This is a genomic window from Pseudomonas jessenii (assembly GCF_002236115.1).
Taxonomy (GTDB): domain Bacteria; phylum Pseudomonadota; class Gammaproteobacteria; order Pseudomonadales; family Pseudomonadaceae; genus Aquipseudomonas; species Aquipseudomonas jessenii.
This window is the reverse complement of the sequence record NZ_NIWT01000003.1, coordinates 435,528-450,931: the sequence shown is the minus strand read 5'-3', so window position 1 is coordinate 450,931 and position 15,404 is coordinate 435,528. Positions and strand designations below refer to the sequence as shown.

Below are 15,404 nucleotides of genomic sequence, written 5' to 3'. Positions count from 1 at the left end.
TGCTCGCGATAGCGCCAGATCAGTCAACATCAATGTTGAATGTCAGGCCCTCATCGCGAGCAAGCTCGCTCCCACAGTTTTTGCCCCGTCAATCAGCCAATGCTGATCGCCGGCAGCTCCGTCAACGTCACACTCTGTTGCTTGCGTGGCGCGAGGATTTCCGCCTCGCCATCCACCACCAGTTCATCGCGCTGGTTGAACACGCGAGTGGCGATGCGCACGCGAAACTTCGGCAGTTTTTCCAGGATTTCCAGGCGCACGGTCAGGGTGTCGCCGATCTTCACCGGCTTCTGAAAGCTCATTTGCTGGCCAATGTAGATGGTTCCCGGGCCAGGCAACTCGCAGGCGACCGCCGCGCTGATCAACGCGCCGCTGAACATGCCGTGGGCGATGCGCTCCTTGAACATGGTGCTGGCGGCGTATTCGGCATCCAGGTGTACCGGGTTGTGGTCGCCGGACATCGCAGCGAACAGCTGGATGTCGCGCTCTTCGACCGTCTTGCTGAAACTGGCGGTCTGCCCGACTTCGAGGGCTTCGTAAGGGGTGTTGGTAACCTGGGTCATCTGTCTCAATTCCTGTGACGAATTAAAAAATTCACAAAAAAAATCTATTCGGACCGGTGCGGCCGAGGAGCGCTCAAGGCCTGTGCGATCCAGTTCAGCACATCGGCGATGATTTCATCGCGGTTGCTCTCGTTGAACAGTTCGTGCCGCGCCTGTGGGTAAACGGTCAGTTGCAGGTGCTGGCTGCCGGCCGCCCGCAGCGCGTCGGCCAGATCCTTGAGACGTTTGCCTTCGCTCACCGGATCACATTCGCCGCCAATCACCAGCAGCGGCAGGCCCGGGTCGATCTGCGCGAGATTGGACGCTTTGCTGATTTGCTGCAAGCCGCCGAGCAAGTCGATCCACAGTTGATTGGTGCAACGGAAACCGCAGAGCGGGTCGTTGACGTACAGATCGACCTGCGCCGGATCACGGCTGAGCCAGTCGAACGGTGTGCGTGCCGGTTTGAATTTGTTGTTGAACGAGCCGAACGACAGCCATTCGATCAATGCGCTGCGTCCTGTGCGGCCTTGGCGCAGGCGTTCGAGACGGGCGATTTGCCGTGCCGCGCGATAAAGCGCCACAGGCTGGAAGTTCGAGCCGCTGAGGATTGCCCCGTGCAGGCTGGCACTGTGGTGCAGCAGATAGGCCTGGGCGATGTAACTGCCCATGCTGTGACCGAGCAGCACGATCGGGACGCCAGGGTGCTGCTGGCCGATGTGCTGGTTGAGGCTGGCCAGGTCGCTCACGACCTTGCACCAGCCATCGTCATCGGCGAAATGCCCGAGTGTCCCGTTTTCGGCAGTTTTGCCATGTCCACGCAGGTCCGGCGCGCATACGCCATAGCCCTGGTCACAGAGCTTTTGCGCAAGGGGGCCATAGCGACCGCTGTGTTCGGCCATGCCGTGGGCCAGCAGAATCATTGCCTTGAGGCTGCCGTCGGGAAGCCACTGGTTGACGAAGAGGCGGCTGTGGTCGCTCGTGGTCAGCCAGAAAGTGTCATGGATCATGGCGGTTCCTTTGCATGAGGCTGCCTGGTCGCAAACAGCTCGTTGCAGTTTATAGCGCATCCTTGGCCGGGCGTCTGATCAGCCTACGCCACGGCAAGAAGATTCATACGGTCAATGACGGCCGTGGGCATATTTGCCTGCTACGTCATAACTGCTAGTGTCCGTGAAGCTCCGCTTTTTGCATTTTTTTGAAAAATGACAGAAAAGTGGCCCCGGATAGATTCAGGTCAAAGAGGACAAGAACAATGCAACCTGATTTCTGGAATGACAAACGCCCGGCCGGTGTACCCCTGGATATCGATCTGGGAGCCTACAAGTCGGTGATCGAGGTGTTCGAGCGTTCCTGCAAGAAGTTTGCTGACCGCCCGGCGTTCAGCAACATGGGCGTGACCCTGACCTACGCCGAGCTGGAGCGCCAGAGCGCTGCCTTCGCCGGCTACCTGCAAGCCCACACCGACCTGGTGGCGGGGGACCGCATCGCGGTGCAGATGCCCAACGTCCTGCATTACCCGATTGCCGTGTTCGGGGCCTTGCGCGCCGGGTTGATCGTGGTCAACACCAATCCGCTGTATACCGCGCGGGAAATGCGCCATCAGTTCAAGGACTCAGGTGCCCGGGCGCTGGTGTACCTGAACATGTTCGGCCAGAAAGTCCAGGAAGTACTCCCGGACACTGATATCCAGTACCTGATCGAAGCGAAGATGGGCGACCTGATGCCCACCGCCAAGGGGTGGCTGGTCAACACGGTGGTGAGCAAGGTCAAGAAGATGGTCCCGGACTATTCCTTGCCCCAGGCCGTTTCTTTCAAGAGCGCATTGCGCATGGGCCGTGGCCTGGGTATCAAGCCACTGAAAGTCGGCCTCGACGACATCGCCGTGCTGCAATACACCGGCGGCACCACGGGCCTGGCCAAGGGCGCGATGCTGACCCATGGCAACCTGGTGGCGAACATGCAACAGGCACGGGCCTGCCTGGGACAGTTCGGCAGCGACGGGCAACCGTTGTTGCGCGAAGGGCAGGAGGTGATGATCGCGCCGCTGCCGCTGTACCACATCTATGCCTTCACAGCGAACTGCATGTGCATGATGGTGACGGGCAACCACAACGTGCTGATCACCAATCCGAGGGACATCGCCGGCTTCATCAAGGAACTGAAGAACTGGCGGTTCTCGGCGTTGCTGGGGCTGAACACATTGTTCGTTGCGCTGATGGATCATCCGGACTTCAAGACCCTGGACTTCTCCAGCCTCAAGCTCACCAACTCCGGCGGCACTGCGCTGGTCAAGGCCACCGCCGAGCGTTGGGAACAACTGACCGGTTGCCGCATCACCGAAGGTTACGGCCTGACCGAAACTTCGCCGGTGGCCTGCACCAACCCCTATGGCGACCAGTCGCGGATCGGCACGGTCGGCCTGCCGGTGCCAGGCACCACGCTGAAAGTCATCAATGATGACGGTGTTGAACAACCTTTGGGCGAACGCGGCGAGCTGTGCATCAAGGGCCCGCAGATCATGAAGGGCTACTGGCAGAAACCTGATGCCACGGCCGAGGTGCTGGATGCCGAGGGCTGGTTCAAGTCCGGTGACATTGCGGTGATCGACCCGGATGGTTTCGTGCGCATCGTTGACCGCAAGAAGGACATGATCATTGTCTCGGGCTTCAACGTGTACCCGAACGAAATCGAAGACGTCGTGATGGCTCACCCGAATGTCGCCAACTGTGCGGTCATCGGTGTGCCCGACGAGCGGTCGGGGGAGGCGGTGAAGCTGTTCGTGGTGGCCCGTGAAGCAGGGGTCAGCCTTGACGAGCTGAAGGCTTACTGCAAGGAGAACTTCACGGCGTACAAGGTACCCAAGCACATCGTGCTGCGGGAGTCCCTGCCGATGACGCCGGTGGGCAAGATCCTGCGGCGGGAGTTGCGTGATATCGCCTGATCGGTGAATGGCCGATCCCTGTAGGAGCGAGCATGCTCGCGATGGACGTCAACGATAACGCGCGCTGTCTGAATGATCGCGTTGCCCGGACGTTTTTCGCGAGCAAGCTCGCTCCCACAGGTTTAAGCGAAAGCCCCGGATTTCGGGGCTTTCAGAGGCGTATAGAATTTTTGCTCTAAAATGACCAATCGCTAGTCTTGAGTCACGAATGTGACCGTAGAGGCCGCTTTTGGCTCTAGTCGACCCTTGGCAAAGCTGCTACTCTCGGCGCGCTTTGTGACTTCTCGGCCTTCTATCAGCCAGATTCACCAATGACCAAACACCAATAATAATCGCATCAAATGCGGTGCTGAATTCGCGTTGCTGAGGAGTGGGCTTCCATGATCGAAGACTTTTGGAAGGATAAGTACCCAGCTGGGATTGCTGCCGACATCAATCCCGACGAGTATCCGAATATTCAGGCAGTGTTGAAGCAATCCTGCCAACGCTTCGCCAACAAACCGGCATTCAGCAACCTGGGCAAGACACTCACCTACGGTGAACTGTACGAATTGTCCGGTGCGTTTGCCGCTTACCTGCAACAGCATACCGATTTGCAACCCGGCGATCGAATCGCCGTGCAACTGCCCAACGTGTTGCAGTACCCGGTAGCCGTCTTCGGTGCAATCCGCGCCGGGCTGATCGTGGTCAACACCAACCCGCTCTACACTGCGCGGGAAATGGAACACCAATTCAACGACTCCGGTGCCAAGGCCCTGGTCTGCCTGGCCAACATGGCGCACCTGGCGGAAACCGTGGTGCCGAAAACCGGCGTCAAGCACGTGATCGTCACCGAAGTCGCCGACCTGCTGCCGCCACTCAAGCGTCTGCTGATCAACAGCGTCATCAAGTACGTGAAGAAGATGGTGCCGGCCTATCACTTGCCCAAGGCCGTCAAGTTCAACGACGTGCTGAGCAAAGGCCTGGGCCAGCCAGTGGCGGAAGCCAACCCGGCCAGTGGTGATGTCGCTGTACTGCAATACACCGGCGGCACCACCGGCGTGGCCAAGGGCGCGATGCTGACCCACCGCAACCTGGTGGCGAACATGCTGCAGTGCAAGGCGCTGATGGGCTCCAACCTCAATGAAGGTTGCGAGATCCTGATCACGCCGCTGCCGCTGTACCACATCTATGCGTTCACCTTTCACTGCATGGCGATGATGTTGGCGGGCAACCACAACATCCTGATCAGCAACCCGCGCGATCTGCCGGCGATGGTCAAGGAACTGTCGAAGTGGAAGTTCAGCGGCTTCGTTGGCCTGAACACGCTGTTCGTGGCCCTGTGCAACAACGAAGGCTTCCGCAAGCTGGACTTCTCCGCGCTGAAAGTCACCTTGTCGGGGGGCATGGCCCTGCAACTGGCCGCGGCCGAACGCTGGAAAGCGGTGACCGGTTGCGCCATCTGCGAAGGCTACGGCATGACCGAAACCAGCCCGGTGGCGACGGTGAACCCGATCCAGCACATCCAGGTCGGCACCATTGGCATTCCGGTACCGTCGACCCTGTGCAAAATCATCAATGATGCCGGTGTCGAGCAGCCGCTGGGCGAAATCGGCGAACTGTGCGTGAAGGGGCCGCAGGTCATGAAGGGCTACTGGCAGCGCCAGGAAGCCACGGATGAAATCCTCGACAGCGAAGGCTGGTTGAAGACCGGCGACATCGCGCTGATCCAGCCCGATGGCTTCATGCGCATTGTCGATCGCAAGAAAGACATGATCCTGGTGTCCGGTTTCAACGTGTACCCGAACGAGCTCGAAGACGTGCTGGCCACTCTGCCGGGCGTGCTGCAATGCGCGGCCATCGGTGTGCCGGACGAAAAGTCGGGCGAGGCGATCAAGATTTTCATCGTTGCCAAGCCGGGCGTGACCCTGACCAAGGAGCAGGTGATGGAGCACATGCGCGCCAACGTCACCGGCTACAAGGTCCCGCGCTCCGTGGAGTTTCGCGATGCACTGCCGACCACCAACGTCGGCAAGATCCTGCGTCGTGAATTGCGCGATGAAGAGCTGAAGAAGATCAACGCGAAGAAAGCCACCGCGTAACCAACAAAAAGCCCCGCAAATGCGGGGCTTTTTGTTGGTCGGCTGGCAACACCGATCCTCTGTAGGAGCGAGCATGCTCGCGAAAAAGGTACAGACAACGCGGGCATCCAGGCACCCCGCGTTATCGTTTACGTCCATCGTCGGAACGCCGCCCGGAGCCGGCTCGCTCCTACAGGAATGATGGTTATTGACGAAACGGTGCGAAGTTGACGTTGGTGCCTGCCGGGCGCATGTCCTGCAGGAAGGAGTCCTTGTCGGCGCTCAGTTCCAGGCTCAATGCCGCCTTGCGCTTGCCTTCATTGCGCACCACCAGGCCTTCGAGCTTCTCACGCAGGAACACGGTCGGCACTTTCAGGTGCAGCAGTTCGTCGGTGTCCGGCGTGTGCATCAGCAGGTGAATCCACTCGTACTGACCCACGGCCAGGCGCGATACCGGGATGTCGAACCACCAGATATTGCGGTTGCGGTTCAATTCGGTGAAGTGGCAGTTGTTGACGCCAAGCACAGCACCGCCGAGTTCCTGGTTTCTGCGGGCAATGGCCTGCTTCTTATCGAGTTTCATAACGTTCCTACGGGATTGGATCTTCAGCGCCAAGGCCTGAATGTGTTGCGCATTCTCAAGGGTTGGCCCGCAAACATAAAGCGCAACCTGCACTGAACGATGAAATGTCGTGGTGAAAATAAATGAAACTCCCTGCAAAAGCCCCCGGTCAACCTTGTGTAACGACTTTCCTGCATTGAAATGTCTTTAATGAAAAGAAGACGCGGCCATCTTCAGATGGCCGTTTTTGTGTCAGCCTGAACTTGCACGCCGAATTTGTTTCAAAGTCGCCAACTGGGCTACCTTGATGAAAGAAAACAGCCCCTGAGTCGCCACGACTTCACCCCAAATCCGTATGCGGCGAATGGAGACGCTAATGATTTTCCCGGACATGAGAGGCTTGCCCCTGCACCGTGTGATGATGCGCACGGTCACCGAGTTCGTCGCCGACGAGATGTCGACCTATGCCTCGGCGCTGGCCTATCAAATGCTCTTTTCGCTGTTTCCGTTCATTCTGTTTCTGATCGCCCTGATCGGCTTCCTGCATCTGCCCGACTTCTTCTCCTGGCTGCGCCTGCAATCGGAACTTGTATTGCCGCCCCAGGCGCTGGAGCAGGTCAACCCGGTGATCGACCAGCTTCAGCAGTCCAAGGGGGGGCTGCTGTCAGTGGGTATCGTGATTGCGCTGTATACCGCCTCCGCCGGTGTGCGGCTGATGATGAGCGCGATGAACGCAGCCTACGACGTGGTTGAAGGGCGCCCGCTGTGGAAGCGCTTTCCGTTGTCGATCATCTACACCGTCGGCATTGCCGGCATGCTGCTGATCGCCGCAGCGCTGATGGTGCTCGGACCGCAGGTGATGGGCTGGATCGCTGCGCAAGTCGGCCTTGAGTACTTCATCGTCACCCTCTGGACCATCGCGCGCTGGCCGGTGATCGTGATTCTGCTGATGGTCGCGGTGGCGTTGATCTACTACGTCATGCCCGACGTCAAACAGGAATTCCGCTTCATCACCCCAGGCTCGGTGCTGGCGGTGGTGGTATGGATCATCGCGTCCCTGGGCTTCGGTTTGTACGTCAAGGAGTTCGCCAACTACAACGCCATGTATGGCAGTATCGGTGCGATTATCGTGCTGTTGCTGTACTTCTACATTTCCGCCGCGGTGCTGCTGCTGGGCGCGGAGATGAATGCCGTGATCGAGCACATGTCACGAGAGGGCAAGGACCCTGGCGAAAAAGTGGCTGGCGAGCATGGTCCCGTCCATGAGGAAAAGCACCACGTGTCGGGGCTGGGCCGCGATCATTCACAACCGAAACCGACCATTGACGAAACCTGATCATGATTCGTGAAATTCTGAAAATGGGCGATGAGCGCCTGCTGCGCATTGCCCCGCCAGTGCCGGCCGAAATGTTTGACAGCCCCGAGCTGTGGCAGTTGATCGATGACATGTTCCAGACCATGGAAAGCGTGGGGGGCGTTGGCCTGGCTGCTCCGCAGATCGGCGTCGACCTGCAACTGGTGATCTTCGGTTTCGAGCACAGCGAGCGTTATCCGGATGCCGAGGCCGTGCCGCAGACGATCCTGATCAACCCGTTGATCACACCGCTGAGCCCGATCCTGGAAGAGGGCTTCGAAGGCTGTTTGTCCGTGCCTGGCCTGCGTGGCGCGGTGCAGCGTTACCAACAGATTCGCTACGAAGGCGTCGACCCCAAAGGTGAGCCCATCGTGCGTTTTGCCTCGGGGTTTCATGCGCGGGTGGTGCAACATGAGTGTGACCACCTGATCGGCCGCCTGTACCCGTCGCGCATTACCGACTTCAGCAAGTTTGGCTTCACCGAGGTGATGTTCCCGGACCTGGATCCCAACGCGGACGAATAGACTCACTGCAAACCCCTGTGGGAGCGAGCTTGCTCGCGATGGCGGTGTATCAGTTGCCTACAATGCTGACTGACCGGACCTCATCGCGAGCAAGCTCGCTCCCACATTGGATCTCCAACTGGCTTGAGTCAGTTAAACGCCTGGCGCCAACCCCATAGCAATCATCGGCTTGCTGCGCGCGTATCGGCTCAACCGTTCAACCATCGCGTAAGGCATCGGCGGATCGAAAGTAAACCCGCGCCGCTCATAAAACCCCCGCAAATCCGGATGACAGAACAACCACACCGGCTGTTCGCAATCCTTCACCGCTGCCGCAATCAACCCGGCGGCAAGCCCTTGTTCGCGACAGGCCGGATCGACAAACAACCCGGTCAGCCAATGCCCGCCGGACACCGGACGCAAACACAGCGCGGCAACTATCTGGTCACGTCGGGCTACCCACAACTGCGCGTCGCGCACGGCTTTCATCGACGATTGGTGAGCGCGGTAGAACTTGTTCATCAATGGCCATAAAGGCTCGTCGAGCAGGGTGTATCGGGTCTCGGGCATGGTTTTGGACTGTCGGTAGGCAAAGCGGGCGATTATAAAAGAACGCGCGCGCCGGGATAGGTGTATACCTGATCTCACATCCCCATGAGTGGAGTACGCATCATGTCCAAAGGTATGGATTCAAAGAAATCGGCGAAAAAGAAACCGGTGAAAACCGCCATTGAAAAGCGCGCGGACAAGAAGGCCAAAAAAGTTGGCGTATTCGGTCACTGATCCGCGTTGATTGATCGCTCCCATGCAACATGGGAGCGATCCTCCTGAAAATAATCTGCAAGATTTCCCAAGGCCATTGCACAGAAGGGGACTGGTCCCCGATCTGAGCAACGCCATGCCCCATTACTTTGATAGCGCCCACCAAGAAGAAATCGAAACACTGCGCCGACGCTTCACCGCGCGCACCGAATGGCCGACCTGGTTGCTGTTGATCGGTGTGTATGGCGGCTGGTTTGGCATCGTGTTGAACAGCCATCGATTGGGTTTATGGTGGAGCACGCTGTTGCTGACTCCATTGCTGGTGCTGTGGTTATCCGTGCAACACGAACTGCTGCACGGTCATCCCACGCGCTGGGCAACCCTGAACAAAATCCTTGGCTACGCGCCGTTTGCCGTCTGGTATCCGTACACCCTGTATCGCGACAGCCATTTGCAGCATCACCGCGACGAGGACCTGACGATCCCCGGTCGCGATCCGGAAAGCCGTTACTTGAGCGCCGGGCAGTGGCAGGGCAGTTCACCGCTGGTGCGCAGCCTGCATTGGCTGAACAAAACCGTGCTCGGTCGTTTTTCCCTGGGGGCACCGCTGGCCTTGCTGGCATTGGCCCGTGAAGAGCTGCAACGCCTCAGAACAGGCGAGCGCCAGGCTTGGCTGATGTGGTTGAGTCACGGCTTGATGACCGGGTTGATGCTGCTGTTCATCGCGAACTTCAGCCTGTTGCCGGTTTGGCATTACCTGTTTTTGATCAGTGTGCCGGCGCTGTCGATCGCCATGATTCGCTCCTACTATGAACATCGACCTCATGCCGCGCCGGAGCAGCGCACGGTGCTCAATGAAGCGGCGTGGCCGTGGCGCTGGCTGTTCCTGAACCTCAATTTTCATTTGGTGCACCACGAGTTGCCGGGGTTGCCCTGGTACGACTTGCCCCGCGCCTACAGGGCCCGCCGCGAGCAATGGCTGGCGCGTAGCGGCGGGTTTCTGGTGCGGGGTTATGGGCAGTTGTGGCGTGAACATGGAGTCAAAGCCATCGACAGCCCGAGGCATCCGTTTTACTGATTTGTTGCTACCAACTGAGTTCCCTTGTGGGAGCGAGCTTGCTCGCGATGGCGTCGTGTCAGTCAACATCCAGGCAATATGTCACACCGCTATCGCGCGCAAGCTCGCTCCCACAGGGGGGGCTTTGTTACATGGAAAACTTCGATGACCCAACACTTCGCCGAACTGCTGATGTACACGGCCCCCGACCCCATCCACCAGGCCAACGAACGCTGGCTGGCGCGAATCCTCGAGCACCTGGGCGACACCCGCCGGGATGCCAAAGGCCTGTCACTGCTGGACTTGTGGTTGTCGCCGAAATTGTTGCTCACCCAAACCTGCGGCTATCCGTTGATGACGGCATTGCGCGGCAAGGTCCGGGTGCTGGGGCGGCCTCGTTATGAACTGCCGGACAGCAGTGGCGGCAATCATTGCAGCCTGATTCTGGGACGCATCGAAGATGCACGGCGAACCCTGCCGGAGTTTCGCGACAGCCGAGGCGTGATCAATGGCCAGGACTCCAACAGCGGCATGAATCTGCTGCGCCACCAGTTGGCGTCGTTGCAACGTGACGGGCGGTTTTTCTCTCAGGTCGGGATCAGCGGTAGCCATCGTGAAAGTCTGCGCTGGTTGCGCGAAGACCTTGCCGATCTGGCGGCCATCGACAGCGTGACCTTTGCCTATCTGGCACGCCACGCCGCAGAGGAAGTGGCCGGTTTGCGGGTGATTGCCCGCAGTGCGCTCAGTCCTGCCTTACCGTTCATTACTGCCGCGACGGTCAGGGATGAGCAGGCTGATGAACTCCTGCAGGTGATGAACCTGGCGTTGCGCGAGCTGCCGGAGGTTGCCCAAACCCTCGGTTTGCCAGAGGTACTGCCCACCAACGAAAGCGACTATCAGATTGTGCTCGACTACCAGCGTGAGGCCGAGGTGCTGGGGTATGGGGATTTGCGATAGCGGCCTGTCAGGTGTTCTTTTTAATTCCATTAGCGAATATAAAAATAAGTTTTAAATATTATTAATGAATAAGGCTCCTTGCTAGGATTCGCCTCACCGGACCACCGGACATTCAGCGACCCCTAACCCAGGAGCCCCTATGTCCGGCGCCGATATTCTTCATCGCAAACAGGTGGACGGATTGTTCCGCGCCCACTACCTCTGGCTCTGCACGCGCCTGCGTCAGTCCCTGAACGATGCCGCCGCTGGCGAAGACATTGCCTGCGAAACCTTCGTGCAACTGCTGCAGGCTCCTGGCCTGACGGCAATCCGTGAACCCCGTGCGTTGCTCACCACCATCGCCCAGCGCCTGCTCTATCAGCGTTGGCGTCGAGGTGACCTGGAGCGCCAGTACCTTCAACAACTGCAACAGACCGAGTCGATCCACGCCCAATCGCCGGAAGAACTGGCCCAGGTGTCCCAGACCCTGACCCGTGTGGATCGCACTCTTCAGCGGCTACCCGGCAAAGTCCGCTCGACCTTCCTGTTGTCACGGATCGACGGCTTGACCTATCCGCAAATTGCCGCTGCGCTGGGCATCTCCCTGCGTTCCGTCAGCGACTACATGACCCGCTCCCAGGCCTTGTGCGACCGGCACAGCGCCAACCAATCCCTGAACCGTCCCCTCCAGAACAAGAGGTCCGCATGAGATCGGTCAAAACCCTGCTCGGCAGTTCGTTGCTGGCCCTGAGCCTGTTGTCCCACCCGGCATCGGCCACGGAAAAAGCGGCACCTATTCACTTTGGTGACATCACTTGGGAAAGCGGCAGCCTCATCACCGAAATCCTGCGCCTGATCGTTGAAAAAGGTTACGGCTACCCGACCGACACGCTGCCGGGCAGCACCGTCAGCCTTGAAGCGGCGCTGGCCAAAAACGACATCCAGGTCATCGGTGAAGAGTGGGCCGGACGCAGTCCCGCCTGGGTCAAGGCGGCGGCGGAGGGCAAGGTATTCGGCCTTGGCGATACGGTCAAAGGCGCCACCGAAGGCTGGTGGGTGCCGGAGTACGTGATCAAGGGCGATCCGGAGCGCGGCATCAAGCCCTTGGCCCCGGAGTTGAAATCCGTTGCCGACCTGGCGAAGTACAAGGACGTGTTCCGTGACCCCGAAGACCCGAGCCGCGGACGCTTCCTCAACAGCCCGACCGGCTGGACCTCGGAAATCGTCAACAGCCAGAAACTCAAGGCCTATGATCTGACCGCCAGCTACGTCAACTTCCGCACGGGGTCCGGTGCCGCGCTGGATGCCGAGGTGGCCTCGTCGATCCGCCGTGGCAAACCGGTGCTGTTCTACTACTGGTCGCCGACACCACTGCTGGGGCGGTTCAAACTGGTGAAACTCGACGAGCCGCCATTCGATGCCGAAGCCTGGAAAACCCTGGCCGATGCCAACAACCCGAACCCCAAAGGCACGCGCTCGATGCCGGCCAGCCTGGCCATCGGCGTATCGGCACCGTTCAAGGCGCAATACCCGGACCTGGTGACGTTCTTTGAAAAGGTCGATTTGCCGATTGATCTGTTGAACCAGACCTTGGGTCAGATGAGTGAAAAACGGCAGAAACCCCGGGAAGTCGCCGAAGCGTTTTTGCGTGAGCAGCCGCAGGTATGGAAGGGGTGGGTGCCGGGAGAGGTGGCCACCAAGGTAAGTGCCAGCTTGTAGTTTGTTCTGAAAGTTCTGCAGTGTTTGAGCTGCAACCATTCGCGAGCAAGCCCGCTCCCACATTGAATCTGTGATTTCCACAAAACCTGTGGTCACCGCCGATCCCCTGTGGGAGCGGGCTTGCTCGCGAATGGTCTACAGCCTTAAGCCAATTCGGCAGCCAGCGCCGCTCTCACTACCGACCGCTGATCTGTCTTGTTCTCCGAGTATTTCCCCCCTCGACAAGCTGCTGAACCGATTTTATCCTCAGTAGTGGCAGACTAGTGGCCTTGCAAGCCCGAGGTTGCTGTCTATGATCAGGTGTAACTAACTGTATCGACCCTCATGAGGTGGTCGATCTCTGGTCGCAGAATGCGCAATCGAAGGCACCAACACTTGATGGCAAGGAGCTGTCCGCTAAATGGAATTTGTTGTGAATCTGTTAGGGCTGGCCCGCATGCGGGCTATCAAGAGAAGGATGTCTTGATGAGCGTGTCGCTGTAAGGACCCCTCCGATTGAACATCATTTATCACCTGACTAGTCCTTCTTTTTGGAGGGATGCGTGTGCCTGTTCCACGGAGCGTAGTGGTGGATTTGAAAGACCTGCAACGTTCATCAATCAAAAAACCGCGCGGAAGGTGATACGACAATGTTCAACCTACATCACAAGGCCGACCTGCTGGAAATTGAACGGTTCAGTTGCGCGCTGACTGAGGCTAATGCCAAGTTGGCGGCGATCAGTCATTCGATGGCGATGATTGAATTCACTCCGGACGGCATCGTCATCGATGCCAACGAAAACTTTTGCAATGCCATGGGCTACAGCGCTGACGAAGTGCGCGGCAAACATCACCGGGTCTTTTGTGAAGAGCAGTATTACCGCAGCGATGAGTACATCAAATTATGGCGTGACCTGGCGCGGGGCGAGCCGCTGAGCGGGACCTTTTTGCGCTTGCACAAGAGTGGCCGGGAGATCTGGCTCGAAGCCAGTTACATGCCGGTGCTGGGCCCCGACCGGCAGGTGAAAAGTGTGATCAAGGTGGCCACCGACATCACCGCACGGATCAACAAGGAACACGAAAACGAAAGCAGGCTCTCCGCGATCGGCCGCTCGATGGCTGTGATCGAATTCACGCCCGAAGGCAAGGTCATCAGCGCCAACGAGAACTTCCTGAAAACCATGCAGTACTCGCTCAACGAAGTGGTGGGGCAGCATCACAGCCTGTTCTGCCACCGTGCCGAAGCCGAGTCCCAGGGCTACCGGAATTTCTGGGCTTCGCTCAACCGCGGCGAATATCACTCCCATCGTTTCGAGCGCAGGAACAAGCAAGGTCAGACGGTATTCCTGGAAGCCTCCTACAACCCGTTGTTCGACGCCAAGGGGCGGTTGTACAAGGTGGTCAAGTTCGCCAGCGATATCACCCACCAGATGACCACCCTGCAAACCGCCGCAGAATCGGCCCACAGCACTTCGGTACAAAACGACGTCTGCGCGCGGAAGGGCTCCGAGGTGGTGCAGCAGACGGTGCAGATCATCCAGGACATTTCCCGGGACTTGAACGAGGCGGCTCTGAGCATCGACGCCGTGAGCAAACAGTCCGACATCATCGGCACCATCGTGCAGACCATTCGCGGCATTGCCGATCAGACCAACCTGCTGGCGCTCAACGCGGCGATCGAAGCGGCCCGTGCCGGAGAGCACGGGCGCGGGTTTGCGGTGGTAGCCGATGAAGTGCGCAGCCTCGCGGCGCGCACCAGTCAGGCGACGCTGGAGATTGTCGAGGTGGTGCGCAAGAACCACGATTTGTCGCTCAGCGCGGTGTCGAGCATGCAATCGAGCCTGAGTCGAACCGGCCTCGGCGTGGAACTGGCGAACGAGGCAGGGGAGGTGATTCTGGAAATCCAGCAGGGCTCGCGGCATGTGGTGGATGCGATCAGTCAGTTCAACTCGACGTTGCAATTGAACTAGTCGCGGTAACTGCGATGGTCGATAACGATGACGCGTGTTTCCTGGCTGAACGCGGCGCTCTTGCATCCATCGCGAGCGAGCTCGCTCCTACAAAAAACGCCGACCCACTGTAGGAGCGAGCCTGCTCGCGATGGACGTCAACGATAACGCGTGAAAGCTGGTTGAACGCGGTGTTCTCAGGTCCTTCGCGAGCAAGCTCGCTCCTACAAGAAACAGCGCGGCATTTTGCGGCTCCTCAAGGCAAGCCGTTGCAGCCGTGCTTGAGGAACCCCGGACGCTGCGCCAGGCGCTGGAAATATTCATCGACGGTGGGGTAGTCAGGCCGGTCGATCGGCGTCATCAGCCAGCGATTGACCGACAAACCGATGACAATGTCGGCCAGGGTAAAGTGTGGTCCGGCGACATACCCCTTGGTGGTCGCGAGTTGATGTTCGAGGATGCCCATTTTCTGGTTCCAGCTACGGATGCCGACTTCAAGGCTATGCGGGTCCTGGAATTCCGGGTCCTTGCGCACCAGTGCCATGAACGGGTATCTCCAGGACGGATTGAGCTCGGTGGCTTGCCAGTCCATCCACTGTTCCACCCGAGCGCGGGCGGCCGGTTCGATGGGCAGCAACTCGCTGTGATGGTGGTGGTGTTTGCCAGCCAGATAGCGGCAGATGGTATTGGATTCCCACAACACGCCGGCTTCATCGATGATCACCGGAACCTGTGCGTTGGGATTGAAGCGCAGGAACTCGGGGCTGTGGGTGGACGCGAAACCACTGCCCCAGTCCTCGCGTTCGTAGGCAATACCCAGCTCCTCGCAAGTCCACAGGACTTTTCGGACGTTGATGGACGAGGCTTTGCCGAGAATCTTTAGTGCATGTTCCATTTTGCTACTCCGTCAGCGAATCATGGCGTCGGGAATTCATAGTGTGCCTGCCGACGGCTGACATCAAGTCTGCAGGATCCGCAGGACCAGACGTAAACCTGTAGGAATGGTCCGTAGGCAAGGGGTATCAGAGGATTTCTGC

14 protein-coding genes and 1 pseudogene are annotated in these 15,404 nt (G+C 58.8%); 10 read left to right on the top strand and 5 right to left on the bottom strand.

Features of this window, described 5'->3' with window-relative positions:
* Positions 1-92 precede the first annotated feature (92 nt).
* Positions 93-563, bottom strand: coding sequence for a MaoC family dehydratase (locus tag PSJE_RS11255; RefSeq protein WP_007974451.1), 471 nt, complete (start codon positions 561-563; stop codon positions 93-95).
* 44 nt (positions 564-607) lie between these two features.
* Entirely contained in the window at positions 608-1,552 is a 945-nt protein-coding gene (locus PSJE_RS11250; RefSeq protein ID WP_090457399.1) for an alpha/beta hydrolase, read from the bottom strand.
* A gap of 245 nt (positions 1,553-1,797) precedes the next feature.
* Here PSJE_RS11250 and fadD2 point away from each other — a divergent pair, with 245 nt between their 5' ends.
* Positions 1,798-3,486 (top strand): long-chain-fatty-acid--CoA ligase FadD2, encoded by a 1,689-nt coding sequence (gene fadD2, locus PSJE_RS11245; protein WP_090457397.1) that lies wholly within the window; start codon positions 1,798-1,800, stop codon positions 3,484-3,486.
* Between the two features lie 380 nt (positions 3,487-3,866).
* Entirely contained in the window at positions 3,867-5,567 is a 1,701-nt protein-coding gene (fadD1, locus tag PSJE_RS11240; protein WP_090457395.1) for a long-chain-fatty-acid--CoA ligase FadD1, read from the top strand.
* Positions 5,568-5,751: 184 nt separating this feature from the next.
* On the opposite strand, the gene PSJE_RS11235 is transcribed toward fadD1, so the two are convergent.
* Positions 5,752-6,129, bottom strand: a complete 378-nt coding sequence (locus tag PSJE_RS11235; RefSeq protein ID WP_008019269.1) for a hypothetical protein — start codon at positions 6,127-6,129, stop codon at positions 5,752-5,754.
* A 355-nt stretch (positions 6,130-6,484) separates the two neighbouring features.
* Between PSJE_RS11235 and PSJE_RS11230 the strand changes: the two genes are divergently transcribed.
* Together PSJE_RS11230 and def are read left to right on the top strand one after the other, a co-directional pair.
* Entirely contained in the window at positions 6,485-7,444 is a 960-nt protein-coding gene (locus tag PSJE_RS11230) for a YihY/virulence factor BrkB family protein (protein ID WP_090457393.1), read from the top strand.
* Between the two features lie 2 nt (positions 7,445-7,446).
* Positions 7,447-7,986 carry a peptide deformylase gene (gene def / locus PSJE_RS11225; protein ID WP_057713564.1) on the top strand — a complete coding sequence of 180 codons (540 nt, stop codon included), beginning with the start codon at positions 7,447-7,449 and terminating at the stop codon, positions 7,984-7,986.
* 132 nt (positions 7,987-8,118) lie between these two features.
* Here def and PSJE_RS11220 read toward each other — a convergent pair whose 3' ends face one another.
* Entirely contained in the window at positions 8,119-8,535 is a 417-nt protein-coding gene (locus PSJE_RS11220) for a GNAT family N-acetyltransferase (RefSeq protein WP_057713565.1), read from the bottom strand.
* Between the two features lie 328 nt (positions 8,536-8,863).
* Between PSJE_RS11220 and PSJE_RS11215 the strand changes: the two genes are divergently transcribed.
* The 6 genes and pseudogenes from PSJE_RS11215 (at position 8,864) to PSJE_RS32160 (ending at position 14,388) form a co-directional block, all read left to right on the top strand.
* Positions 8,864-9,805: a fatty acid desaturase gene (locus PSJE_RS11215; protein WP_090457391.1), complete on the top strand. Its 942-nt coding sequence runs from the start codon at positions 8,864-8,866 to the stop codon at positions 9,803-9,805.
* 144 nt (positions 9,806-9,949) lie between these two features.
* Positions 9,950-10,741, top strand: a complete 792-nt coding sequence (locus tag PSJE_RS11210; RefSeq protein ID WP_090457389.1) for a phosphate/phosphite/phosphonate ABC transporter substrate-binding protein — start codon at positions 9,950-9,952, stop codon at positions 10,739-10,741.
* Positions 10,742-10,880: 139 nt separating this feature from the next.
* Positions 10,881-11,429: a sigma-70 family RNA polymerase sigma factor gene (locus PSJE_RS11205; protein WP_090457387.1), complete on the top strand. Its 549-nt coding sequence runs from the start codon at positions 10,881-10,883 to the stop codon at positions 11,427-11,429.
* The gene (locus PSJE_RS11200) at positions 11,426-12,439 is read left to right on the top strand and encodes an ABC transporter substrate-binding protein (RefSeq protein WP_090457385.1); all 1,014 of its coding nucleotides are present in this window, start codon (positions 11,426-11,428) and stop codon (positions 12,437-12,439) included. The genes PSJE_RS11205 and PSJE_RS11200 overlap by 4 nt, the downstream gene beginning before the upstream one ends.
* Positions 12,440-13,068: 629 nt before the next feature.
* Positions 13,069-13,842 (top strand): annotated as a pseudogene (locus PSJE_RS32165) (PAS domain-containing protein); the annotation flags it as partial.
* Between the two features lie 6 nt (positions 13,843-13,848).
* Positions 13,849-14,388 (top strand): methyl-accepting chemotaxis protein, encoded by a 540-nt coding sequence (locus tag PSJE_RS32160; protein WP_227698141.1) that lies wholly within the window; start codon positions 13,849-13,851, stop codon positions 14,386-14,388.
* Positions 14,389-14,623: 235 nt separating this feature from the next.
* Here PSJE_RS32160 and PSJE_RS11190 read toward each other — a convergent pair whose 3' ends face one another.
* Positions 14,624-15,262: a glutathione S-transferase family protein gene (locus PSJE_RS11190; protein WP_090457382.1), complete on the bottom strand. Its 639-nt coding sequence runs from the start codon at positions 15,260-15,262 to the stop codon at positions 14,624-14,626.
* Positions 15,263-15,404 lie beyond the last annotated feature (142 nt).